This is a genomic window from Alteromonas mediterranea DE, from assembly GCF_000020585.3.
GTDB classification, from domain to species: Bacteria; Pseudomonadota; Gammaproteobacteria; order Enterobacterales; family Alteromonadaceae; genus Alteromonas; species Alteromonas mediterranea.
The window spans coordinates 3,049,109-3,074,223 of the sequence record NC_011138.3 but is presented as its reverse complement, the minus strand read 5'-3'; the positions used below and the strand labels follow the sequence as shown (position 1 = coordinate 3,074,223).

Sequence of the window (25,115 nt, the reverse complement as noted above, 5' to 3'; positions counted from 1 at the left end):
GATCATTTCCTCATTTTTATGATAGTTGCAGGGTTTCCCGCAACAATGGCGAAATCAGGAATGTCTTTTGTGACTACTGCGCCCGCTGCCACAACACATTTTTTTCCTACGTTAGCCATAATAATAGCACCGTTTCCAGCCCACGTGTCTTCACCAAGGGTAATCGGTTGAAAATGGCCGCCTTGTTCTCTAATAGGTTTATCTAAATCGTCAAAATTGTGTTGTTGCTTTCCACTTAAAATGTGCACGCCACTGCCCAATAAACAGTCTTTTTCTATTACGCATGCACCAATATTGCACTGAGGGCCAATATAAACGCCTTGCTTAATCACGGTATTTTTTTGGCTAAGTAAAGTAGCAAACCCAATATAGGAATCTTGAGAAAAACCCGTCAGCGTTATTCGATAAAACGCACCTCGTAGGAAGTTACCTGACTTGCCTGGGAACAGGCTTAAAAATTGGCTGAATGCAGCAAAGCAATTGTCAGACGAGACTATATTCAGCACGAAGTAAAGAACAATCAGCGGGCTTACGGCGATGATAGCGATAAGGTGAATACACTTTTTCAGTACAGATTTCATTGTTGGTGCCTGTTTTCGGTAAGGGCGTTGAAAAACGGCGCCATCTTACTTTCCCACGAGTAGTGTTCTAATATAGTTTTTCTGGCGTTTAAGGATAATAGCTCGGCTAAGGCCGAAGAACTTAGCGAATTGATAAGCGCAGCGGCAAACTCGTCAGCATGACGTGCAATAAGTACATTCTCTTCATTTTTACAAAGTATACCCTCTGCGCCCATCGGGGTAGTAATAACGGGCAAACCACAAGACATTGCCTGCAATACCTTATTTTGCACACCGCGAGCAATTTGAAATGGGGCGACGAAAGCGCTTGCTCTGTGAAAGTAAGGCATAATGTCATCAACAAAGCCTGTTACCTCAATACTTGGATGTTCCGCCAGTTTTTTTACTGTTTCTATGGGGTTCATGCCGGCAATGGTAAATGTTGCATCAGGAAAGCGAGACAGTACAGTTGGCCATATCTCTTTGGCAAACCAAATAACCGCATCTATGTTAGGTTTATAATCCATGACGCCGGTGAAAAGTACATTGTTTTTAACTATTTTTTGCTTATCTACACCGGTATTGGGCATGAAGAAATCTGCGTCGAGCCCATTACCTAGTTCTACAACCTTCGATGAGGTCGTCACCGTTTTATTGAGCATCGCAATTTCAGCTTTGGCAATTAAAAATACCTTGTCGGCGATATCAATACACTTTTTTTCGAGCTGCCTTACTAAGTGCGCTTCTCGCTTATATAGCACGCGCATTGGCCACTGACTTTGGGTTGCATACTGTTGCCATTTGTCTGAATCTACATCCATAAAATCAATGAGAATAGCGGGTGGCGTTGAACAGTGAGTAGCGCCACTTTTTTGTAATGCTAATGCGTAAGGATAAAGACTTGAAGCAGTGAATAACACGGCACAATAACGGTACTCGGCAACTTGCTGAACAAGCGACTCTTGCAGCCGCCTATTAAAAAAATTGACTTCAGATAGTGATTTAGCGCTTACTAACCCTTTAAGCAGGCGCCACCATTTAGGTTCCCCGTATAAAAAACCTTGGGTGTTACCATTTATCTTTTTACCGAGTTCCTTCAAATGCTGCTGATCTTGTGCTCCCTCTAAAGAGCAACTTACATCAACTTCATAGCCCTTCCTTATCAAACTCTGAATCTGATGAAACGTCCTTATCTTTTCTCCTTTATTCGGAGGGTAGGGAACGCGTTGACTAATTACTAAAATCCGTTTGCTCAAGACCTAACACTCTGCTTATCGAGGTAAAAACTAAGTCTACATGCTGGACTATCAGGATTGAAGCTTTAATAAAGTTGAACGGCTCAATTACAAACCTTTAAGGTTATTGCTATTTTGAGCTTGCTCAGTAAAGAGTTAATTGTCACACTAGCTAGAAAGCCCATTTATTAGTTATGGAGAAGGATACTCGTGAAGCTGATTGTACAAATTCCTTGTTACAACGAAGAGCATACACTACCTGAAACGTTCAACGATATTCCGCGAGAGATAGAGGGTGTAGATACGGTTGAGATCATGATTATTGATGATGGATCGACAGACCGAACAATTGAGGTGGCGAAATCCCTTGGTGTAGACCATATCATTCGCAACAAAAATAACCGTGGGCTAGCACGTACTTTCAGAAAAGGTATTGATGAATGTTTAAAGCTAGGTGCTGATATTATTGTAAACACCGACGGTGACAACCAATATGCAGGCTGGGATATTCCAAAACTCATAAAGCCTATTTTGGAAGAAAAGGCTGATGTGGTTGTCGGCGACAGGAAAACGCAGGACATAAACCATTTCTCACCCTTAAAGAAATTACTTCAGCGCCTTGGTAGTTATGTGGTTAAAAAGGTGTCGGGCGTACAAGTTCCAGACGCGGTAAGTGGTTTTCGCGCTTACAGCAGAGAAGCAGCGCTACAGCTAAACATTATTAGCCCATTTAGCTACACCATTGAAGCCCTAATTCAATCGGGTAAAAAACACATGGCGGTAACGCATGTACCCGTTGAGACTAACGCTAAAACTCGCGAGTCTAGGCTTTTTACAAGCATTCCCAAGTTTATTGAGCGACAGCTAACCACCATTGTACGTATGTATACTATGTACCAGCCTTTGCGGGTATTTGTATTACTGGGTGCGCTAATTACGCTAATAGGTTTAATACCTATCGTTAGGTTTTTAATTTTTTACATGATGGGGGATGGTAATGGCCATTTGCAATCATTAATACTTGGCGGTGTACTAACTCTACTGGGTATTATTACCTTCTTGATTGCCATACTTGCCGACCTGATAAACTTCAATCGCCAACTTATTGAACAAACGTTAGAAAAAGTGCGCAGAATGGAATTGCAGATGCTTGATGAAAATAAAGAACGCGAGAGTGCGAGAAACGATACATTTTGAATGAAGATTTTAATCGTAACGTCTAACTATCCGCGCTGGCCTGGCGATAGCACTACGCCATTCGTGCACAACTTTGCTCGCGAATTAGTGAATCAAGGGGCGCGAGTTCGCGTCGTTGCACCGCACTTTAAAGGCGCTAAATGCAAAGACGAAATGGACGGTGTGGAAATACGTCGTTTTCGATATTGGATTCCTGAATCAGGTCAGACGATATGCTACCAAGGTGGGGCGTTGGGGAATTTGCAAAAAAGCTGGCTTAATAAGTTCAAGCTACCTGTTTTAGTGGTAAGCGAATTTTTCTTTACCCTACTTCAGACATTAATTTGGAGGCCAACTTGGATAAATTCTCACTGGTTAATTCCACAGGGCTTTGTATGTGCTCTAGTAAGCAAAATTACAAGAACCAAACATGTAGGCACTATTCATGGTGGCGACGTACTTGCGCTAGACAGCCTCCTTCTTAGAGAGTTTAAAACATTCACTCTTAGACGCTCAGATTTAGTGACAGTGAATAGTTCAGTGACGAAGGCCAAAGCTGAAGAGCTCTCACCCCAGACCGTGAATAATTTAGTGCTAATGCCAACGGGTATTTTAGCTATACCCGAGTTAAAGCGCGTTGAAGTTTCGGCATTGCGTGCACAGTTACTCCCTAAACAAACAGAATATTTGCTGCTATTTGTTGGAAGAGTTAATGAAGAAAAGGGAGTTAAAGAGCTCATTGAAGCCACAAAGATGCTGTTAGACAATGGCTATTCAGTGCATTTGGCTATTGTAGGTCGTGGTCACCAAGAACAACAATATAAAGATTTAACAGCTGAGCTTAATATAGAAAACTCAGTAACGTTTGTAGGCTGGGTAAACAGTAGTGAAATATACCATTACTACGCAGCCGCCGACATTTTTGTTGGCCCATCGAAGCGTGCTGACGACGGCTGGGTAGAGGCACAAGGACTAACTTTTGTTGAGGCGATGCTGGCAGGTTGCAAAGTGGTAGGTACAAATAGCGGCGGCATTCCCGATGCCGTCATTGATGGCAAGACAGGTTGGTTAGCTGAACCAGGAAACGCTATCTCACTTAGCGATAAAATTAAGAGAGCACTAGATAACGAAAGTACAGACATAATCGATACTGCCTGCGCTTTTGCTAAAGACAACTATCTAGTACACAACACTGTCAGTCGTTTTTTGAAGTCTTTGAAGGGTGTAGCGTGAAACAAAATCCCAGTGGTCATCCGCGTTTTTAACCATTTCATAAGGCTCGATAAATGCTTGATTTTACTGTCAAGACAGACATATAAAGCCGAAATTATAGAATATTCATTAGCTAGCATACCTCTATTGAGAGAATATCTTTTCTAGGAGTTTCAAAATGAGCTTTGCACCCGAGGTAACTATCACACTTACGCGTTACGCAGAGCCCAACTGGCTGTTTTTGGAAACGCTAACATCGCTCTCGCAACAAGCCAATATAAGCGCTCATGTATTAGTTTTGGACCAGCAAGATAATGAAGAGGTTAGGTCATTTTGTGTCAACAATTCATCTAGCGTCATAGTGCTGGATTACCATGTCATTCCGGCGAAGAGTCTATCGTTTGCGCGCAATGAAGCAATTAGAATGTGTCAGACGGTATTGCTTTTGTATATTGACACCGATGCCGTTGCGGATCCAAATTGGGCGTATGAACTATTCGTTGCAATGCGCCAAAATAAGGCCGCAATAGCGGGTGGGAAAATAATTCCCAAATGGCATAAAAAGCCGGGCTTGCTTCAACGAAGCCAAGTTGTTCTTGACCAATATTCGATGCTAGATCTTGGTGATGATACAATTAATGTTAAAAAAGTCATTGGCGCAAATTTTGCCATTAATAAAGCAAAGTTAGCTAAATTAGCTTATTTTGACGAAGGCTTGGGTCGACAGAATGGCAAGCTGTTAGGTGGTGAAGAAACAAAACTTTGTACTGATGCCAGAGAAAAAGGGTTAAGTGTTATTTACGTTGGAAAAGCCGCTGTTTACCACCAAGTTATGCCGGAAAGAGTAAACTTTAAATGGATTTCAAAGCGAATGTATTACGGTGGTTACTCGAGAGCGCTACGCGGAGGTAAACCCGAGCCAAGTAATGGCGGCGGACTGGCTGGATGGGATTACGTTGCGCTGATATTTTTATTGCCGTTTTACGCTTCTGGCTTTATTCGTGCCAAAATGGATAACAAATAATATGAAACAAGACAATGCAAATGAACAGCTCGCGTTGAGAATAGGTATTCCCAATTTTGCCAGTACTTTCCTTACGTTTTTTATTAATCTAGCTAAATACCTAGACGGTTTAGGTCATAATGTCGTATTTTTAAATCCAGATCCTTTTTTGCGTTCAAGACTAGACAAACATGGATGTTCCTACGAGCTATATCCATCGATTAACAACGTCGCCCACCTAGAAGAACCCTTCGATAAAAGCGCTGATATTATTCGGTATCTCTCACGGCTTTATCGTTTGAATGACGTGCAAGAGATAAAGCTAATTGCGGCTAAAAATAAGTTATACAGTAGAGCCATTGAGCATTTACGCTTATCGCCCATCGACAAGATGATTGTTTGGAATGGGCTGGGGAATGTAGAGAAAACCGTTTGCCAAGCACTCAACATAGACGCGTTTTATTGTGAAAACGGCTATTTTGAAAACACGTTTCAAATGAATAAATGTGGCGTTAACAGCGAGGGAAGCTTTGTCGATTTACCCGCTAATCAGTTGTATGACTTTGTCTATCCTCAGGCGGATGCAAAGGTAACGACAACAGAATTTACGCTCACCGAAACCCCCTTCAATAAGTTCCATTATTATTTAAAGCGGCTATTTGACGAAGACTATCGCAACTATTTGTTTTCAATGATTCGATATAACTTGGCAGTGAAAAAAGCAAAACGGAGTTTTAGCGAGCAACAATTCGAAAATATCGAATTCGATAAAATAGGGAAATTTATATTCATACCTTTGCAAGTAAACTCTGACACACAAACCATCTTGTATAGTGACTTCAAAGATACTTATGACTTTTTGAGTACAGTAGTTCCTAAACTAAAAAAGCTCGGCTACCATATTATGTTGAAACAACATCCCTTCGAAACAGAGCCTGTCGACTATTCTTCTTTCGTTGGTGAGCATGTTTCTTTATTTTCAAAATGTGATTTAAATGCGCTTATAGATCGCGCCGAGTTTGTTGTCACTATAAACTCTAGTGTCGGTCTACAAGCGATCGAACGTGGCAAAAAGGTTGTTGTATGTGGTGCAGCCTTATATAAAAATGCACCAAATTGTTATCCCTTCTCTGCACTTGATAAAGTAGAAAAAGAACCACTGCAAGACGCGGAAAAATATATAACTAAATTGAAGCGTGATATATTTATCGAAGGTAATTGGCGAAAAGTGGATGAATCATTGTTAGCATCAGTTTCTCAGCGTTTGCTGGGATGATATAGCCACGGACGATATAAAAGTAATCATGAACAAAAGCATTCAGCCAGTTATTTCTGTAATCGTTCCAACTCGCGACAGACAAGCTCTATTTAATAAAGCAGTTCAGAGTGTATTTCATCAGACATACTCAAATATTGAACTTATTGTTGTGGATGACCACTCTACGGCGCCCCCTGTTATCGAAGATGCCCCAGAACATGTTGAAGTAAAATACCATAGAAATAACAAAGCCTCAGGTGGGGCAATATCGCGAAATACGGGGGTGCGTTTGAGCCAAGGTGAGTTTATCTGTTTTTTAGATGACGACGATTATTACCACGAGAATAAGCTGCAAACATTGTTTGAACAACTTTGTGCCGACAGCAGTCTTTCTGCGGTATTCGGCAGAATAGTCAAGCTATCCGAGCCGGCCCGTACAATGGATAAAAAATATCTTGATGAACAAGGTATAATAAAGACACCCGAGGCAATTAGGTATTTACATACCAATTCATCGTTAATTAGAAGACACGTTTTTGAAGAGATACGATTTGACGAAACGTTACACAAGTTCCAAGACACGCAGTTACATATAGAATTGATATGCAATAAAAAGTGTAAGTACGTTTATGAAGATGTAGCGTATTGGAATGACAAACATGGCCTTGCTCAAATAACAGACATGAAAACGCAAGAAAGCCACCTTCGGAGCCTAGTTAATTTCAAAAAAATGATAAAAAACTTAGCGAAACGTCGGCGAGTTAGCCGTCGATACCACTTAGTTTTTTACATAAAGTATTTAGTCATGTTAAGAGACTACAAAAGACAATTTGGCAATTTAACCGGAATAGCTGTAAGTAATCTCGATTTCATTTTTTACCAAGCAGTGCGGCTAGCCAGCTTTTTGCTAGGGAAGCGTTTATAACCAAAAAGCTACTGAGTTAATAAAGGTGCTTTGAAAAAAGTGAACTAACTTACTTCTTATCTACCGCTAAAACGCCTAGTTGAGGCGAAAAACATTGGAATAACGGCAATAAAGTAGGCACAATAAAGTTAAATTTTATTCTTTAATAACTGACTAAGTTCAGTGAGATTAGTAGGTCAAATGATTGCACTTAACAGCCCTTTAAAGCCAGATTTAAAGAAACTACATCGGTATCTCGAAAAAATAAATCAGCGGGGTTGGTTCACTAATTTCGGCCCTTTACACAACGAACTGACGGAAAAACTAGAAGAATATTTAGGTGTACAAAATTTACTTTTAGTCGCAAATGGCACTATTGCACTGCAGCTAGCCGGTCGTGCCTTAGGTGTAGACAATATAGTAACAACGCCTTTCAGCTTTGTTGCAACTGCTGGTGCATTTCGTTGGCAAAAAGATACGCTCTCGTTTACTGATATAGAGCGAAAAAGCTACAACTTGTGCCCTGACGCGGCAAATTCTGCAATAAAACAATATTCATCGCTAAATGCAATTCTTGCGACTCATGTCTATGGCAATCCTTGCGATGTTGATCAATTCGAGACTTTGAGTAACAAAAATAATGTCAGAGTTATTTACGACGCAGCGCACACGTTTGGCGTAAAAGTTAGTGATAAGTCGGTGCTAAATTATGGCGATGCTAGTGCATTAAGCTTCCATGCTACTAAGGTCTTCAACACGGTAGAAGGAGGTGCAGTAGTGTTTCGGGAAAAGTCACATTATGACAAAGCCAGACATATGATTAATTTTGGTATTGATCCAGGTAACGGCATAGTTGAAACTGGGATTAATGGTAAATTAAGTGAATATCATGCTGCTGTTGGTTTGGTTAATTTAGAGCGAATGGATAACGTTTTGGAACATAGAGCTGCACTTTTTGAGCTTTATCGTTCTGGATTAAAAGACATTGTTGAGTTGCCTGAGTGGCATAGCAAAGCCACTCTAAATGGTGCGTATATGCCCATTAAAATGAGAAGTAGCGAGAAAGCAAAACAACTAATAAACAAACTAGCGGATAATAACATTCAAAGTAGAGCCTATTTTTCACCCGCCTTAAACTCTGTTTTTACCGACTGTATCAGTTATGGCACGCCAAATTCTGATGAAGTTGTTGACGGTATTCTTTGCTTGCCTTTGCATATTGATATGGCCAAAGAAGACGTGATCACAGTTATTGAGAACATTAAGAAATCTGGAGCTTTATAAGTGCTACAAACTGTCTTGAGCAAACTTTTATCCCTTATAAAGCGGTTATCATTATGATGCTTGCAGTTATGCAACCATATCTTTTTCCATATTTGGGGTACTATCAACTTGCATATCATGTAAATAAATTTATTTTTTACGATGATGTTAACTTTATTAAAGGTGGATACATAAACCGAAATAATATCTTAGCTAATGGGCGAAGACAGTTATTCACCATTCCGGTTGAAAAATCTTCTAGCAATCGAAAAATTAATGAATTGCATTTTTCCAATAATCGCAAAAAAGTAGTTAAGACAATTGAACAAAGCTATCGACGAGCACCTTATTTTGAAGCTGTAATTCCTATTGTGTGTGAAATTTTAAACAGCAGTGAAACACACGTACCAAAGTTATGTAGCGACTCAGTTGGATCAGTTTTTAAATATCTCGGGCTGGAGTTTAACTCTAGCTTTTCGAGTGACTTGCATTACAATAGGGACGCATCGGCTAAAGATAAGCTTTATTCTATATGTAAAATACTAAAAGCAGATAAGTACTGCAATATGAAGAATGGCCAATCACTATATTCGAAAGATGAATTTGCAGAAAAAGGGATTGAGCTATCATTTTTGGAAATGGAAAATTTCAGTTACTACCAAGGTAAAAATGACTTTGTTAGCCATTTGTCAATAATCGACATATTGATGTGGAACGATAAAAGCGCAGTAAAGGCGTTAATGAAAAAATATATTATTTCGTAGGTAAATGTTTATGAAACATATTGCTATTCATTCAGTTCCGCGTTCTGGTTCCTCATGGCTTGGCGAAATACTAAACAGCTCACCTTCTGTATCATATGCGTTTCAACCCCTCTTTTCATACCAGTTCAAAGGCGCGCTCAACGCCAATAGTTCCATGGTCGAAATACAGAACTTTTACAACAATATAAAAGAAACAGATGATAAATTTGTTACGCAGCTGGACGACCGGCGCTCAGGTATAAAACCTTCTTTTCAAAAAAGTACTATTTCTCACATTGCTTATAAAGAAGTTAGATATCACTATATTTTAGAAAATTTATTAGAACAAAACCCAGCACAAAGGGTAATTGGACTGATACGAAACCCACTATCAGTGCTGAGTAGTTGGAAAAATGCGCCACGGGAATTTAGAACAGACCTCGGGTGGACATTTGATAGCGAGTGGAAACATGCGAATTTGAAAAACATGAACAAAGCCGAAGAATACTTCGGATTTGAACGCTGGAAAGAGACTGCACTCTTGTTTAAAAAATTAGAAAAAAATTTTTCCAGTAAATTCAAACTAGTTTTCTACACAGATTTACTTTCGAATACAGAAACTGTCGTTAGAGAAACTTTCGATTTTTTAGAGCTAGATTTCACGATGCAGACAAAAGATTTTATTTCTCAATCTATTCAGAAAGAAATTGCAGGTACTTATTCTGTATTTAAAAAAAAGCAGTATATTGATAATAACTATTTAAATAACCTATCAACAAATATTATCGAAGAAGTAAGCAACGAGTGTAATTCGGCTGGTTTAAGTCAATTCTTAAAAGTCTCGTGAAAAAAGTAGTCAATCAGCGGATGAAGCGTATATGAACTTCGTTACTAAATAATTATTTATAACATTACTGGCCGCAGACTCTGATAACATGCAAACGTTGTTGACGTTATGGAACTTGGAGCTGAAGAACTTTTCTATTCCGCAGAGTATCGTACATTGGCTATCAGTTTGGGATGTAGAGAATATTTATTTTAGTTTTAGCGCAGCCCGAGCTAAACCAAAAAAGTTACATGCCATGAAAAAAAATCGAAAAAAATAATCAAGTCAAATTGATAGCTTTGATCATTATGCTAATAACTAACTTTCATCAAAACCATTTTAAAGCAGAAAAAATTGAGTGATTTAAGGAAAAAAGGGCTTATTGCTCTTATTTGGGACTTTTTGGGGAGAGTACTTACCCAGGCTTCTAGTTTTATTGTTACCATCTTGTTGGCAAGGATGTTATCACCTAGTGACTTTGGAGTCATAGCAATTGTAATGGTTGTGGTAGGTATTACACAAATTTTCGCAGATGTGGGCCTTTCTACCGCATTAATTCAACGTAAAAAATTGCTCGAAATTCATTATTCATCTGTTTTTTTATTAAATCTGTGCTTTGCGTTAGTTTTGGCATCGTTATTATTCTTGGCTGCCAATTCAATTGCACAATTTTATCAAATAGGAAGCTTGGTTCCTCTTCTGCAAGTTGTAAGCGTTCTTTTTATTTTAAACGGCCTCAGTACCGTACAGTATACAAAGCTTAAGAGAGAGCTAAATTATAAGCTATTGTCTAAAATAGAGTTCAGCTCGTCTTTTGCTAGTGGAATATCAGGGGTAATCTGTGCGGTATATGGCTTCGGTGTTTGGAGCTTGGTAGTACAAATCATTCTTCAAAGTACATTTAAAGCCGCTTTATTATGGTATTTTTCAGGTTGGAGACCAAAGCTCGGCTTTTCTCTTAAAGCACTCAAGCAGCTTTGGAAGTTTGGGTTTCGAATGTTTTTAGTAGCAATGTTAAATGCTATTACCGAACGCATTGACTATCTGGTCATTGGTAAACTTTTTAATTCCGCTGAGCTTGGCTTTTTTCAGCGAGCTAAGTCTGTTAATTTACTTGTTGTTCAATATTCGTCTGCAAGCTTAATGTCGGTATTGTTTCCTGTTTTCAGTAAAATACAGAATGACACTGTTAGATTAAAAAGTTTAGTTTTAAAAGTAACAAACTTGCTATCTTTGCTAGTTTTTCTTCTGATAGGTGGGCTCTATATTAATGCTGAACCGCTCATTATCTTGTTATATGGATCAAAATGGGCGGCATCGGTGCCACTTTTGGAAGTACTCTTACTGAGTGCTTTTTCTTACCCAATTAACGCGCTTTTAGTAAATATTTTAAGCGGGAGAGGAAACTCTAAAGCCTTTTTACGCATGGCTATGATAAAAAAGTCGATTTTTGTCATTAACTTATTCATAGGTTTTTATTGGGGGTTGATGGGCTATTTATATGGGTTAGTAGCTGTAGCTATACTTAACACCTCCATCTCAGTTGCATTTGCATCTCGAGAAATAAGAATGGCCCCGTATCAATTTTACAAACCAATCCTAATACAGTTACTAATCGCAAGCTTTTCAGCCTTTACCGCTTTACTATTTCAACATTATTTCACATTAGCTCTATTAGCAAAGCATTTCATTTCAAGTTTAATTTTCTTATATTCATTTTTACTTTTGAATTTTATTTTCAAAACAAAGGCGATAAAACTGTTTACAATTGAACTATCATCAAATATACGAATTTTAAAAAATGGAATTACAAAATCAAGAGCGCCAAGATTATGAAAGAAAAGTTTTTTATAAAGTTAAAGCTTTTAAAATTTAAAATAAAGCAAAAATTAGGTTTTGATAAGAAGATATTTATAATTGGGCGAAATAAAACAGGTACAACATCAATAGAAAAGTGCCTAAGGGATTTAGGGTACCTTACAGGAGATCAGAAAAAAGCAGAAATGTTTATAGACGATTACGCAAAAGGGTATTTCGATAACATTTTAGCATATTGTGACTCAGCAGAAGTTTTTCAAGATGCTCCTTTTAGTTGGCCCGGAACGTATAAAAAGATATTTTCCAAGTACCCCAATGCATATTACATATTACTTGAACGAGATAGCTCTGAAGAGTGGTACGAATCATTAGTTCGTTTTCACAGAAAAATTATTAACAAAGGAAATCCAGTAACTGCGGATGATCTTAAGAACTTTGTTTACTGGCGAAAAGGCTACCTGTGGCAGGTTGCTCAGGTAGTTTATGGAGTTAAGGAAAGTAATGTATATGATAAAGATGTTTATATTAATAACTATGAGGTTTATAACAAGGAAGTTAGAGAGTTCTTCGGTGACTCGCCAAACTTCCTAGCAATTAAGCTCACAGAGGAAAACGTAGAAGAGAAACTAGCCAAATTTCTGAAAAAAAACAAGAATCAAATTAAAATTCCTCATCTTAACAAAAGTAAGTGATATTTTATCATTCATTGTACCTTTGATAAGAAAATATATACGGAAAAACAATGCAAGCTACTAATCGTAAAATAATAAACGCAATTACAGACTTCGATTCACTTCCTTTAAGGACTGAAGAGCAGATCATGTCCACTTGGACTGAACCAAATAATATTGTGGTTTCATGTTGTGCGATTAGCTTCAACCAAGAACTGTATATTGAATTTGCCCTGAAAAGCATGTTGATGCAAGAAACTGATTTTGCCTTTGAAATTATAATCCGCGACGACGCATCAACTGACAACACTCAAGAGATCATCAGAAAGTATCAATCAATATATCCAAATATAATAAAGCCAATATTTGAAAGCGAGAATGGGTATAGAAAGGGAGTAAGGGCGCGGATGGTCGCGATGAATAAAGCGCAGGGCTCCTATATCGCGCCATTAGATTGTGATGATTACTGGACAAGAGATGATAAACTTCAAAATCTAGTTGGCTTCTTACGTTCAAATCCTGATTATGCAATGTGTTTTCATAATGCTGTGGTGATTGATAACAATAGTAGAGTGATTAATGAAAATCGTTTTGTTGATGCACAAGACCTCACCTCAGAGGACTTGATCATTGGTCGTTCAACGGTATTTCCAAGTTTTACCGTCTTTAAAAACATAGGTTTTGATAAGTGTTTCCCCAGTGAATTTAATAGTGCTAAGAATGGCGACACTATAACATGGCACTTAATTGGTTTTTATGGCCCATGCAAGTATATTGATAATTTTAGTGCAGGGGCATTTCGTATTCACTCACAAGGCCAAAACAGTGGCCTTACTAATTTCAATAAGATAAAAAACAGAATAATAACTCGACACGCAATTATCACGAGGTTGAGAAACCTTAAGCATCAAAAATTGAAAGAAACTGCTTTTAACGTTGTGGCTGAATATAGCGTTCGTCATCTAATGGGGTTGACAAGAAGCTTTGACATCAAAAGTGTCTTGCAAACTTTTGAGTACCTGACCAAATTATTTGGCGTAAGTTTTCTAAAACTAATAATCGTCGGCTTCACCCTTTCAGTCAAAACTAGTTTAACTAAGAAAATTTTAAAGAAATGATATCTTGAAAGTTTTGTCTTTCTACTAAAATCAATGAAGCCCCAGCATAATTGGTAACTTGGGTGTTTTGTGCTTGTTCATACAGTCCTTGTCACTTTCTCATGAATCTTTTCATTGTTGCAAGTTTGAAAAAATCTTTACCAACTTGTCATCCATGATCGGCGATATTTCTTTCATATATTGCTTGCTTAAATGATGGTGATCTGAGTACCTGATTTCCCCATTGCTAACGGCCGGGCAAAAGTTGTTGGGGCAATAATTGTCTATCAAATCCATTACGACAACATTGTCAAAAAGTAAGTTGTTTATCGCCTTTTTTACATTGTGGTGGCTATTCATGTCAGAAAGAGAGAAACCACATGCGTCAGGCTGAATGTCTATATCTCCTCCTACTTTCCTCGATAAACAAGTTGGAATATCAACTGGAAACATAGGGTTATCGGGGAGATATAATACTGTAGGAGCAAACGTAGAGAATCGTTCAAATAGATTATTGATGCCTTTCTGCCAAACATCATAACTACCTTTAACTTTGTTCCCATTTATCATAGGAGCGTAACCACCAAAATGAGTCATTACGATAACATCTGGAGATTCAAGTTCTATGTGTTTTAACGCTTCTACTTTCCAACTAGCGCATTCCTTATATTCGCGCCCCAAAAAGCTCAAATAAACATCCATTAATACGGGTGGGCAGCCGGCTTTCACAACAGTTAGTAACTTCCAACCTCTGGTGGCAGCAATATCTGATAGCTCAGGGATCCATTGTTGCGCTTTAGAATCGCCGAAAAGCACGAGAGTACGCTCACTTTTAACATCGCCTTTCTCACAAACGATTAGCTCAGTTTCTTCTATTTTTGAAATACAGTTGCCTGTGTTAACCCCTCCAAACTGGACACTTTCAATTTTCCGCTGAGCTGGTGAATTCAATTCAAATTTAGAAAATGCATAGAAACCAAATGAAGCAAAGCGTAAGCGATCAATATAGACCGTTGTGATTCGTTTAGTGTTTGAGGCTATCTTCGTTTAAGGAGGTGCGTTCTATATCTAACCGTGCTTCACAGCCGAAGATAAAGTCCCCTTGCTCTTCTCTTATCCAGTGATCTCCAACCGCGCGGATATCATCGCTAAACTTGGTCTTCTTTCTTTTTATCAATCGTTTTACTTGAAGTTGTCCTTCTTTAGGCGCTTGAGAGAGTGCATCAAGCACCATTTTTTCATTTTTGTCTGTGTTGTGCCAAGTGTCCAGTACGATGGCATTCCACACGGTTATTATCGTCAGCATAGCATCTTCCATTTCTGCCTGGCTGTAATCAGCAGGGAGTGCATTTAACACTCCTTTACCGAACTCCATAATTGTGGCTGAGATTTTAGTGTTGGGAAGTGAGTATTTTGACATCGCTGACTAACCTGTTTTGATTGTATTTTTGTTTCCAGAGCCGCGGCGTGAGGTCGATTACGTCCCTGGCCGGATGTAATGCCACGCGTTGTAATACATCCACCAGATAATGGTAGGGATTAACGCCTTGCAGGCGGCAAGTCACCATCAGGCTTTGCAGTATGCCCAGTTGTTCAGCGCCAAGTTCAGACCAGCAGAACAAATAGTTTTTTCTCCCCATGGGAATAACACGCAGTGCCCGCTCAAGATGATTGGTATCCATGGGTAAGGCGGGGTTACCCAGGAACACTTTGAGTTGGCTTTCTCGCTCATGCGCATAATGGAGTGCCTTGGCGAAGGGAGATTTGGGCAGTAAATCAGTGCGTTGTCGCTGTTGATAGACCCACCGGAAGAAGTCGGTAACGAGTGGCTCGCTGTGTTGTTGCCGGTAAGCATGGATATCGGCTAGGTCTAATTGTTTATTATGCTACATCGAATTCATCGTCGGAAAAGTCGTCGTCATAATCCGATTGATTACTCGCGCTGCTGTGAAGCGTATAAAAGTGCTTCTTGCCTCTTGCTAACCGGACATACTTCGCCCACGCCTTTTCTAGGTTGTTACTTGCTTCAACCTTGCCGCTAATGAAGTCAACAAAATGCGCTTCATCGTCGTTTTGTGGTGTAAGTTCACCCGTTTCTAATTGCAGTAACGTTTTACCGTATTGAGTAAGAAGATCTGCTTCTGCAATGCTAAAGTCACCTGATTTGCGAAATCCATAGGGAAATTTTTGACGGTCAATATAAGGTTTTGCTGATGGTCGAATAGCTAAACGTTTCATGATGTACCCGTAGTCCTGTAACTGTGCTTGGGCATGCAACATACCCCGGCTGTTACTCCAAGTAAACGCCACTTCATCACTGTCACCGTACAGGGGCCAGAAGTAGGTTTGTTTCATGTGTCCGGGTTTTCGGCCAGCGCCTTTAGTGCGACCTGCTTTAATGGGCACTTCATCCATGGCCAGTATTTTACTTTGCAGAATGTGTTGCCACTGGGCTTTGGCGATGGGTCGAAGCAGCTCAATGCCTTTTTGTATCCAGTTGATTAAGGTGGCCCGGCTAAGGGTAATACCGCTATCCAGCATCCGTTGATGTTGGCGGTGAAGCGGTAAGTGATACACCGCTTTATCAACCATCAGTCCGGCGAGCAGTGAGACATCGCAGTAACAGCCTTCCAGCACATTGGTGGGGGCAGGCGTCTCCTTAATGGTTTGCGTGGTTTTATGACGCACGACCTGTCGACGGAATCTCAATACCACATAACTGCCAGGCTGTTGTGCTAAGCGACAGGTTTCTTTGGTATCCACTAATTCATACTGGTCGGCATCCGCCCCCTGTAATTCTGGCGCAGGTATATCAATAATCTGTTGCGGCACTGTCTCATCAAAACGCAGGCCTTCATCATTCAAATCCGAGTCGCGACGTTGCTTTTGTGAGGAACGAGTATGTGCCTTCACCGGTTTTGTTTCTGCCGGTAAGGTGAGGGTTTCCCCCTCATCAAACAAACTGCTCTGCGCCGGATTATCCGCTAACACCTTTTCAGACTTACGCCCGAACAACTGACGTTTAAGCCAGTCGAGTTGCTGCTTGAGTTGCGCAATTTCATCGGCTTGATGAGCAAAGGCAGCCTCAATTTCAGACGGTGAAAGGTGACTAATAGAGCGTGTTTTCATGGGCTAAATTATAACAAAATCAGTTAATTAAATCGCCTGTTTTGTTTGTCTTTTTGCCAGTAAATCCCATCAATCAAACACTGTAACTGAGCGCTGTTTAATGGTGTTTTTGCTGTGCCGTCAGTGACTTTGGCGAAGGTACCTCTTTCTAGACGTTTGCTCCACAAACAATAACCGCCCTGATGGTAATACAATACCTTTAGCTGGGTGCGGCGTTTATTGATAAACACAAACCAGTCACCACAATGCGCCTGCATGCCCAACTTGCTCTGTACCAGCGCTGCCAACCCATCAAACTGTTTGCGCATATCGGCATTGCCGGTGTACAACCAAATACGCCCATTAGATAAGGGTAACATCAGACGGCTCGGTTCATCCGCAGCACCACACCACCGGGTAATACCAGTTCTATCTCCCACGCTGAATCTATACTCTGGTTTCCGCTCGCTGGCATATCAAAAGCAAGCCAGTTATCCTGCTGCGCAAACGGTTGACTATCATCGCTCAGCTTTTTACGCCACAGATAAAAATTTGATACTGTTAACGCATGCTGTGCACAAAATTCACTGACTGTCAGCTCGCTTGCTGCTTGCTTGTCAACCAATCTTTGCCATTGCTCACGTGTACGTCTTTTTGTTGCCATCAGTAAAGTCTCCGTTAGTAAAATCTACGGAGGCTATTTTACGGAGTAGCACCGCAGGGAAAAGACAGTCTAAAATGATCGCTTACAGCAAAGCAGCCTGCGGCAATAATTGAAATCCCTGCTATTAGGGCGGTTCGTTCTTGTTTGATTATTGAACTATGGCGGAACGTTTCTTCAATGAAATAAAACGAGCCTATTGATAGAAGGGCAATAATTGTATACGCGAGAAAAAGGTTGCTGCTTGATAGAGAGTGATTGCTAAACTGGAAAAAAACCAATACTGGCCAGTGCCATAGATATAGGGAGAACGAAATTTTGCCGATAAATACTAGAGGTCTGCATGCGAGTATAGTTGAAAAGGCGTTATTTTTTTCACCGAAATAAATTACCATCATTGCACCCAGTGTAGGAGGAATAGCGTAAGCTGCAAAAGAGTTAAACTCCGGCCCTATTAGAAGGCTTGTCAACACTATAAGCGTTAACCCAGCACCAACTCCGGCAGATGGGGTATAACGATAATCCGGTTTCAATTGGGGCAAAAAATGAATAAGTGCTCCGAAGCCGAACTGCCATGCTCTGGTATGTGGAGAAAAGAATGCTTGGGGTACGTTGTTTGAGAATTGCGTTAGGAAGATGAATATTGAAATTATGATCAATATAATAATCAAAAGTTTAACTTTCCTAAAACCAAATGCTTGAAAAAATAAAAATAAAACAGCTGGCCATAGTAAGTAGAATTGCTCTTCTACGCCAAGTGACCATGTGTGCAAGAGTGGGTTTAAGTGATTTTCGCTGCCGAAATAGCTCGTTGCTAGATAGGAAAACCATAAATTACTAGAAAAAACAGAAGCTATCAGCCCAGTCTTGCTAAGCTCTTTAGTTTCGAGCGGTGATAAAACTAAACTAAATACGAAAAGAGTGCTAACAGTCACTACCAATGACAGGGGAAGTATCCGTTTAATTCTTTTACTGTAGAATGATTTGAATTGGATGCCTTGGGTGTCTTTTAACTCCTTCAACAGCAGTCCTGTTATTAGGTATCCCGATATTACAAAGAATACGTCGACTCCCACATAGCCACCACTAAAAGTCTCTATATTGGTAACCGTTCACCAAGGCCCTATTGACAGGCAGCTTTGAAGTCGTCGAGCAGAGGATAGGACGTTTTGTTCAGCGTCGCTTCGAGAATGGCGCGGAGCCAATTCAGTGGATTCAGCTTTTGTTTCCGGCAGGTTTCGACGATGGTGAGTATACGTTGTCTGAACAGTTCCCCTCGGTGAGACCACACACCATAGCTGCCTTTTCGCCACAGCACATAGCTTCGCAATGAACGCTCGGCTTCATTGTTAGTGAGAGGGACGCCATCGTGACTGAGGAATACCCAGCACATGTCATCGTGTTTTAGCAGTAGCTTACACCGGTTCTGATAGCGGGGAGTCACACAGCGTCTTGATGCCAGTTCAAGTTGCTCTCGCCAGGCGATGCGTAGTTTTTCCATCCGGTCCAGGTATCGCTTTTCACTTAGTGCGTTACTCTCATACCGGTGTTGCAGCCGGAACAGTATGCGAATGAGCCTGACTAACGTCGTTCCATAAGTCTTGTTCGTACCCCAGCTTTCCGCCAGCGCATTCATGTTTCTTAAGATATGCGCCCAGCACAATTGACGGTGGTCTGAATCGATGTAGTGATAACCGGCATACTGGTCAGTAACAACAATGTTTTCCGGATTATCGCCGAGTAGTTTCTTTGCCGCCCAGGCGCCACGTGAGAAGTGCGTCATAAAGCATGATAATTCTGCTGTGCATACCTGCCACATCCAGCGGTTTTCGTTACCACGCTGATGACGGGTTTCATCGCAGTGTACCACCGCCTCAGTGCGCATCATCTCTTTGATATCCTGATACGCTGGCGTCAGTACTGAACTAACCCGGCCCTGCGCTTCAGAGATAGCACCGCGACTGAACGATAAGCCGAAGTTCTGTTCGAGCTGTTGCTGGATTTTACTGATACTCTGGTGAAACTGACCGGACTGCATTGCCACATATGCCAGCAGGTTATTGCCCATCTGTCCCTGATTCACGTTGTCAGGTAGCGTTGCTTTTACCGTTTTGCTGCACTGACAACACTGACCCTGATGTAACTGATGTTCAACCACAGAGAAAGCCTGAGAAGGAATATCAAAAACCTGATGGCGGCGATACGGTGAATCACTGATAGTAATAGTACCACCGCAAGCACAAGTATCGTCGGGATAATAGGTGCGCGTCTCATCAACGGTATCGGCCAGCATCCGCTTACTGCCTTTATGGCCGGATTGCGCACCGCGCTTACGGCCTGTCGGCTTTTTAGCTGGCGCAGAAGAGGACGCCCCCGGCCCATTAGACGATGGCGGGCGCGATGAATTACGACTGTTTTGATTCAGTCGGTCTTCGAGGTCATTTAGCCTGTCCCAGAGTGTACTAATGAGCTCATTGGCATCATCGAGATTAGTAGCGACAGGTGGCTTTGTGGGCTGCTTTTTACGTGGCATGAAACCACTCTGACAGACTGGCGGGATCAATCAATAGGATCCCCACGATCATTGAAAATAAATATTACTAACTGTCAATAGGGCCCTGGTGAACGGTTACCTATATTGGAGTGGAAAACGATAACGAGTAAAACGGCTAACGCTCTCAATCCTTGAATATCTTTCCTAAATCTCATAGCCATTATCAATCCCATTTATGAAGTATTAGTTGTTTTTTCGAGATAAAGCATCCACAGATTTAATTATTAACGACTGAACGTTTGCGGTAAATGATTTTATGACAGTTAACAGTGAATTCTAGTTTAACAATTTTAATTGAAATTGTTGCTTCAATGCTTAAGTATACTTACTGTTAGGGTTTGGGGAAAGTGTGCCCAGATTAGTTGTTTTAGTTCGCTAAAATTTTCATTATAAAGGAGTATTAATGCCTGTCTCTATTGGACTTTCGAAAGCCATGGCGTTGCGCTTTTTGGTCCCCGCATTCTGTGCTCTTGTTTTGGTTGGTTTATGCACAAATTGGACATTTAACCTTTTTGCGCCGCAGTTTCTTTGGAAAGCCTATAATTATTATTTCTTGGCAATGATTGATGGGCGATTAGACATTCCGGCCGAGGCTATTGGTAAAGAAGGAGGGTATTTTAATGGAAAGGCGTACATGTATTATGGATTGTTGCCCGCTCTAGCAAGAGTTGTTCTGTATCCCTTTGTCGACTTATCCCATACGCCTACTTCGTTGTTTTTTGTTATACTTTTTACTCTAGTTGGTCTTGCATTCCTACAAACAGAAGTAAACAGAAAGCTTTTCTCTAATGAGAAGTATACAGACGGTCCTAAGTTACTTTTGTGGCTAACAACCACTATTGTGCTTTGGTTAGGTTCTGCTACCTTTATAATATCTCAAAATGGAACTATCTATCACGAGCCTTATGCCGCGTCATTATGTATTTTCAATATTTTTCTTGCACGGCTTCTCAAAGATAAATTCTTAGAAGGTCGTCCAACTGGCGCGGCTAAATTACTTCCTTATGCTGTTTTAGCTGCTTTGGCAGTGCATACACGCATGCCAATGGCGCTATCTCTGTATCTCGTGACGGGTCTGCTAATGTTAGTAGTAGCGTTTAAGCAGGTCGGCAACGCAAAAAAGAAATACGTTAGCACTGTATTTTATTGTTTTTCCCGTTATTGGCTTTCTATTCTTGTTCTCTTCTGTGGTGGGGTATCTATTCTAGCTCTCAATTACGTAAAGTACGGCAACGCAGTTGCATTTATGGGAGGCAATTATGGCTACTATTTTTTAGAGGGGTTTACTGACAGAGTCTGTAATATAGTACCAAAAGGTGACTTTTATCGATTCTTTAGAATAATTGCTAATGCTTATATCTATATCACGGGAGATTGGGCGACACATTGGAGTTTAACCAGATGGTTGCAAACAGGCTATGGAAGGTGGGAAGCTCCCATGGTCCCTTTGTACTTATTATGGGCTTTCCCACTGTTGTGTTTATGTGGTGGCTTCATAAATATTTTAAAGGGACTAAAAAGCCCTGCAAACAAGTTATTCATACTTGGTTTATGCTTTATTTCAAGTGGTGCACTATTCCAACTTTCTTACCCGACAATTACACATAGATATGTTGCAGAATTGTGGAGCCCATTCGGTATTGCGATGTTATATGTTTATGTCACTCTATTAGCTGCTGACCTCAAATTACGTTCAGCCGTCGTAATGCTCCTAATTTCTTGTATTGGTGTTGTTTACCAACTCAAACTTGCGACTACTGATCGGTACTATATAGAAGATGGTCCAATATATGACCATCATAATTACCACTATTCAGAAACTGACAACAAATATTTAGCCAGCTTAAATAATGACAAAATTGCATCGTTTATGAAAGAACGGAAACAGCAGAAAAAACTTGCTTGCCAACAGCTTAGAAAAAAGAGCGAATCTATCCAAGCCAGTGATTAATGCTTTATACGCAATGAAAATGCTGAGATTAATAGCGTCAAGCACAAAGAGAACACTATGGAAGAACTTGGAAGAAGAGATCACAATGCTGGAACTGAAATTTCAATTGTTGCACCTATGTATAATGAGGAAGCTGTAATAGGGATATTTGTACAAGAAATTAGACGTGTTTTTTCCATTGCAAATGTGTCGTATGAAATAGTATGTGTAAATGACGGAAGTACCGATAATACATATGAAGTTTTAAAACGCTACGCATTAGAAGATGAAAGAATTAAAGTAGTCAATCTTTCAAGGAATTTCGGAAAAGAGATAGCGCTGACAGCAGGGCTTGACCATTGTAATGGTAGAGCGATTGTTCCAATAGATTGCGACTTGCAAGACCCTCCTGAGTTAATACTCGATATGATTAGTAAGTGGCGAGAAGGCTTCGATGTAGTGCTTGCTAAACGCATTGATCGCAGTTCAGACTCGCTTATGAAGCGTTGGACTTCTTCGATGTTCTACAAACTCATAGATTCTATATCAGACATTCATATCCCGGTTAATGTTGGAGACTTTCGACTTCTAGACAGAAAAGTACTAGAGGCTCTCAAAAAATATGGTGAGCGTTCTAGGTTTATGAAGGGGCTTTTTCTTCGTTAGGCTTCAAACAAGTGACAATAGAGTACGTACGTAAGCCAAGAGCCGCCGGAGAAACTAAATGGAATTATTGGAAACTTTACAAACTAGCACTAGAGGGAATTATTTCTTTTACGTCGCTACCCCTAAAGATATGGTCATACGTAGGTGCATCTGTAGCATTAGGCGCATTTTTGTATGGCATTTTTCTAGTCGTAAAAACATTGGTTTACGGTGTTGAAACTCCCGGATATGCTTCTCTTATGGTGGTTTTGCTATTGATGAGTGGGCTTATACTGCTCTGTCTCGGCGTTATAGGTGAATATCTTTCTCGAATATTTGTAGAAGTAAAGCAACGCCCTCTGTACCATGTCATGAATACTATAGGTCTAAACACCAAAAATGATAAAGACTAGTTTTATTACTCAGTTAGCTAGATTTCTATTGGTAGGTGGAATCGCGACTGCAGTTCATTCTTCTGTTTACTTTTGCATAGTGGCAATAAACGAGAGCTGGCCATTTATTGCAAATTTTGCAGGATATTTTGTTGCCGTAATTTTTTCTTTTTTTGGACAAAAACACTTCACTTTCAAAAATAGAGAGGCAGCCACGAAGCAAACAGTATCTAAGTTTCTTTTTTCCAGTATGTTGGGTTTGGGGCTTAATAGCATATGGGTATTTTTCGTTGTTAGCCTTCTCAATTTACATCCATATTATGCATTAATTGGAATTGCAGTTGTTACCCCTGCTATTAGTTTTGTTTTGCTTAAATATTGGGTGTTTAAAGAAAAAAAGCTGATAGGGAACTATAGTAAAAATGTTGGTTAAAAAGCGTTCGCCCATTGTTTACGCAGTTTTTTTGAGTTTACTCTTCTTAATAATCTATTCGTCAATGATTCCTTGGGGGCTGCCTTTCTATTTAGACCCCGATGAACACATTTTCATTCGAGCCTCTCTGGAGATGTTCTCACAGCCATATTTTCACCCTCAATGGTTCGGTGCACCAGGCTCAACATTCATTACAATTCAAGCTATTGGGTTTGGCTTGGTAGCTTTTCTGGGCACGCTCCTAGGTGTTTTCTCAAGTCCCCAGGAATTTAGCCAGCTTTATTGGACAGGGAATGGCGATTTATTGTTTATTATAGGCAGGAGTATTTCTTCTGTTTTTACTTCATTGGTGGTTCTTTACACATTTGTTCTCTTTTACAACATATCAAAGCATAAGTTATTGAGTCTATTTGGCGCGTTTCTAACCGCCATTACCCATCTCATTTTTTATTACAGCGCAGTTGGGCGAATGGACCCAATACAAACTCTTTCGGTCATGGTCTCGCTGCACCTATGTATCTTGATGATTCAAAAAAGGCAGATAAATGCAACACAATCAACGCTTCTAGCGCTGGCATTCTCAGTTTCGGTGTTTTCAAAATACCCTTCAGTAATTCTTGTCGTTCCGATAGTGTATACCTACTGCGTCATAGCGGCTGATTTGGTGTCAGCGGCAAGGGCACTCTTTAGGTGGGGGATGTTGGTACTTCTTTTTTCATTTATGATTTCGCCGTATTTCTTTTTAGATTTTACAGGGGTTTGGGATGACGTTACGAAAGAGGCTCGAACAGAACATTTGTCCTCAACTTCTTTCGGATTTTTTAGTTCGTTTGCTAAATACTTTACTGTCCCACTCTATAAAAATTACACCCTAGTAGGTGTTTTGCTTGGTATAGTGGGAATGTTAACAATGTTGTTCTCGAAGGAACGATATGCGGTAATTCCGTTATTTTTCCTTACATATTTAGCGTTCTTGAGTGCCTTAAACTTATGGTGGGAAAGATGGATTATTCCTTTACTTCCTCTATTTTCAATCTTCATTCTTTACACGGTCTATATTGCCAGTAAGAACAAATTTAGTGCCCCACTTAAATGGATAGCACTTTTACTTTTGTTTTTGATATCGTCAAGCTCGGCTGTTGAATCTTACAAACTCTACAAAGACAGAGTTACAAATAACTTCAATGTGTTTTCTGCCGAGTCTTGGATAATGAATAACTTAGCGCAAAACATTAATGTATTGGTGGACGTATATACTCCTCCTTTGCTCAATCCAAGGTTCAACCTGTACCAACGAGATTGCAAGCTAGGGGTATCAAAAATCGAAATAACTAGTTCATCTCGAGTTATACCTGATAAAAAGATTTTTGAGTGCATGGAGGATAGTTTAAAGAGCTTCGTTGTATCACTTAAAGAACATGATATTTCGGTAGTAATACTGTCAGATCTCCATTTGCGACTTAAGCGCGACATTGAAAATGGTGGGCCTCATATAGATGCGGCTGAAGAATATGACTGGCTATTCAATAACTTTAACGTCATTAAAGCGTTTGAAGAAGGGAACGGAAGGCCAGTTTATATTCTAAAAAGAAGCTAAAAATGCGTTTAACCTTACGTTTTTGCATC

At 40.1% G+C, this 25,115-nt stretch carries 23 protein-coding genes and 1 pseudogene; 15 read left to right on the top strand and 9 right to left on the bottom strand.

Annotated features, from left to right (window positions below; all coding sequences use genetic code 11):
* Window positions 1–2: 2 nt before the first annotated feature.
* Both MADE_RS13645 and MADE_RS13640 read right to left on the bottom strand, forming a co-directional pair.
* Entirely contained in the window at window positions 3–581 is a 579-nt protein-coding gene (locus tag MADE_RS13645) for an acyltransferase (RefSeq protein ID WP_012517982.1), read from the bottom strand.
* Window positions 578–1,816 carry a TIGR03087 family PEP-CTERM/XrtA system glycosyltransferase gene (locus MADE_RS13640; RefSeq protein ID WP_041912775.1) on the bottom strand — a complete coding sequence of 413 codons (1,239 nt, stop codon included), beginning with the start codon at window positions 1,814–1,816 and terminating at the stop codon, window positions 578–580. The genes MADE_RS13645 and MADE_RS13640 overlap by 4 nt, the downstream gene beginning before the upstream one ends.
* Before the next feature lie 189 nt (window positions 1,817–2,005).
* On the opposite strand from MADE_RS13640, the gene MADE_RS13635 reads away from it, so the two are divergent.
* The 11 genes from MADE_RS13635 (at window position 2,006) to MADE_RS13585 (ending at window position 13,787) form a co-directional block, all read left to right on the top strand.
* The gene (locus tag MADE_RS13635) at window positions 2,006–2,992 is read left to right on the top strand and encodes a glycosyltransferase family 2 protein (RefSeq protein WP_012517984.1); all 987 of its coding nucleotides are present in this window, start codon (window positions 2,006–2,008) and stop codon (window positions 2,990–2,992) included.
* Window positions 2,993–4,204, top strand: a complete 1,212-nt coding sequence (locus MADE_RS13630) for a glycosyltransferase (protein WP_012517985.1) — start codon at window positions 2,993–2,995, stop codon at window positions 4,202–4,204.
* A gap of 157 nt (window positions 4,205–4,361) precedes the next feature.
* The gene (locus tag MADE_RS13625; protein ID WP_012517986.1) at window positions 4,362–5,207 is read left to right on the top strand and encodes a glycosyltransferase family 2 protein; all 846 of its coding nucleotides are present in this window, start codon (window positions 4,362–4,364) and stop codon (window positions 5,205–5,207) included.
* Between the two features lies 1 nt (window position 5,208).
* Window positions 5,209–6,462, top strand: coding sequence for a capsular polysaccharide export protein, LipB/KpsS family (locus tag MADE_RS13620; protein WP_012517987.1), 1,254 nt, complete (start codon window positions 5,209–5,211; stop codon window positions 6,460–6,462).
* A gap of 28 nt (window positions 6,463–6,490) precedes the next feature.
* On the top strand, window positions 6,491–7,369 hold the full coding sequence (locus MADE_RS13615; protein WP_012517988.1) for a glycosyltransferase family 2 protein: 879 nt from the start codon (window positions 6,491–6,493) through the stop codon (window positions 7,367–7,369).
* Window positions 7,370–7,549: 180 nt separating this feature from the next.
* Entirely contained in the window at window positions 7,550–8,632 is a 1,083-nt protein-coding gene (locus MADE_RS13610) for a DegT/DnrJ/EryC1/StrS family aminotransferase (RefSeq protein ID WP_023559806.1), read from the top strand.
* Window positions 8,633–8,685: 53 nt separating this feature from the next.
* Window positions 8,686–9,375: a WbqC family protein gene (locus MADE_RS13605; RefSeq protein WP_023559805.1), complete on the top strand. Its 690-nt coding sequence runs from the start codon at window positions 8,686–8,688 to the stop codon at window positions 9,373–9,375.
* A gap of 10 nt (window positions 9,376–9,385) precedes the next feature.
* Window positions 9,386–10,201 (top strand): sulfotransferase domain-containing protein, encoded by an 816-nt coding sequence (locus MADE_RS13600; RefSeq protein ID WP_158318453.1) that lies wholly within the window; start codon window positions 9,386–9,388, stop codon window positions 10,199–10,201.
* 333 nt (window positions 10,202–10,534) lie between these two features.
* Complete coding sequence (locus MADE_RS13595) at window positions 10,535–12,016, top strand: lipopolysaccharide biosynthesis protein (RefSeq protein WP_023559803.1); 1,482 nt, start codon at window positions 10,535–10,537, stop codon at window positions 12,014–12,016.
* On the top strand, window positions 12,013–12,690 hold the full coding sequence (locus MADE_RS13590; RefSeq protein ID WP_023559802.1) for a sulfotransferase: 678 nt from the start codon (window positions 12,013–12,015) through the stop codon (window positions 12,688–12,690). Before MADE_RS13595 ends, MADE_RS13590 begins: the two co-directional genes overlap by 4 nt.
* Window positions 12,691–12,740: 50 nt before the next feature.
* Window positions 12,741–13,787, top strand: a complete 1,047-nt coding sequence (locus tag MADE_RS13585; protein WP_023559801.1) for a glycosyltransferase family 2 protein — start codon at window positions 12,741–12,743, stop codon at window positions 13,785–13,787.
* Between the two features lie 111 nt (window positions 13,788–13,898).
* Here MADE_RS13585 and MADE_RS13580 read toward each other — a convergent pair whose 3' ends face one another.
* The 7 genes and pseudogenes from MADE_RS13580 to MADE_RS13550 form a co-directional block, all read right to left on the bottom strand.
* Complete coding sequence (locus tag MADE_RS13580) at window positions 13,899–14,717, bottom strand: SGNH hydrolase domain-containing protein (protein ID WP_023559800.1); 819 nt, start codon at window positions 14,715–14,717, stop codon at window positions 13,899–13,901.
* Between the two features lie 73 nt (window positions 14,718–14,790).
* The gene (locus tag MADE_RS13575) at window positions 14,791–15,186 is read right to left on the bottom strand and encodes a hypothetical protein (RefSeq protein ID WP_023559544.1); all 396 of its coding nucleotides are present in this window, start codon (window positions 15,184–15,186) and stop codon (window positions 14,791–14,793) included.
* Window positions 15,158–16,895: pseudogene (locus MADE_RS13570) on the bottom strand (IS66 family transposase). Before MADE_RS13570 ends, MADE_RS13575 begins: the two are co-directional and overlap by 29 nt.
* A 23-nt stretch (window positions 16,896–16,918) precedes the next feature.
* Entirely contained in the window at window positions 16,919–17,254 is a 336-nt protein-coding gene (gene tnpB / locus MADE_RS13565) for an IS66 family insertion sequence element accessory protein TnpB (protein WP_012518757.1), read from the bottom strand.
* A complete protein-coding gene (gene tnpA / locus MADE_RS13560) occupies window positions 17,254–17,538 on the bottom strand; it encodes an IS66 family insertion sequence element accessory protein TnpA (protein WP_012516875.1) in 285 nt (94 codons plus the stop codon). The genes tnpB and tnpA overlap by 1 nt, the downstream gene beginning before the upstream one ends.
* A gap of 38 nt (window positions 17,539–17,576) precedes the next feature.
* Window positions 17,577–18,611, bottom strand: coding sequence for an acyltransferase family protein (locus MADE_RS13555; protein ID WP_012518756.1), 1,035 nt, complete (start codon window positions 18,609–18,611; stop codon window positions 17,577–17,579).
* Between the two features lie 47 nt (window positions 18,612–18,658).
* Window positions 18,659–20,068, bottom strand: coding sequence for an IS66-like element ISAma4 family transposase (locus tag MADE_RS13550; protein ID WP_012518755.1), 1,410 nt, complete (start codon window positions 20,066–20,068; stop codon window positions 18,659–18,661).
* A gap of 424 nt (window positions 20,069–20,492) precedes the next feature.
* Here MADE_RS13550 and MADE_RS13545 point away from each other — a divergent pair, with 424 nt between their 5' ends.
* The 4 genes from MADE_RS13545 to MADE_RS13530 all read left to right on the top strand — a co-directional run bounded on the left by MADE_RS13545 (window position 20,493) and on the right by MADE_RS13530 (window position 25,086).
* Window positions 20,493–22,040, top strand: coding sequence for a hypothetical protein (locus tag MADE_RS13545; protein WP_012518754.1), 1,548 nt, complete (start codon window positions 20,493–20,495; stop codon window positions 22,038–22,040).
* A 57-nt stretch (window positions 22,041–22,097) separates the two neighbouring features.
* Window positions 22,098–22,685: a glycosyltransferase family 2 protein gene (locus tag MADE_RS20940; RefSeq protein ID WP_012518753.1), complete on the top strand. Its 588-nt coding sequence runs from the start codon at window positions 22,098–22,100 to the stop codon at window positions 22,683–22,685.
* Between the two features lie 378 nt (window positions 22,686–23,063).
* On the top strand, window positions 23,064–23,489 hold the full coding sequence (locus MADE_RS13535; protein ID WP_023559798.1) for a GtrA family protein: 426 nt from the start codon (window positions 23,064–23,066) through the stop codon (window positions 23,487–23,489).
* A complete protein-coding gene (locus tag MADE_RS13530) occupies window positions 23,479–25,086 on the top strand; it encodes a glycosyltransferase family 39 protein (protein WP_023559797.1) in 1,608 nt (535 codons plus the stop codon). Before MADE_RS13535 ends, MADE_RS13530 begins: the two co-directional genes overlap by 11 nt.
* The last annotated feature ends 29 nt before the right edge of the window (window positions 25,087–25,115 follow it).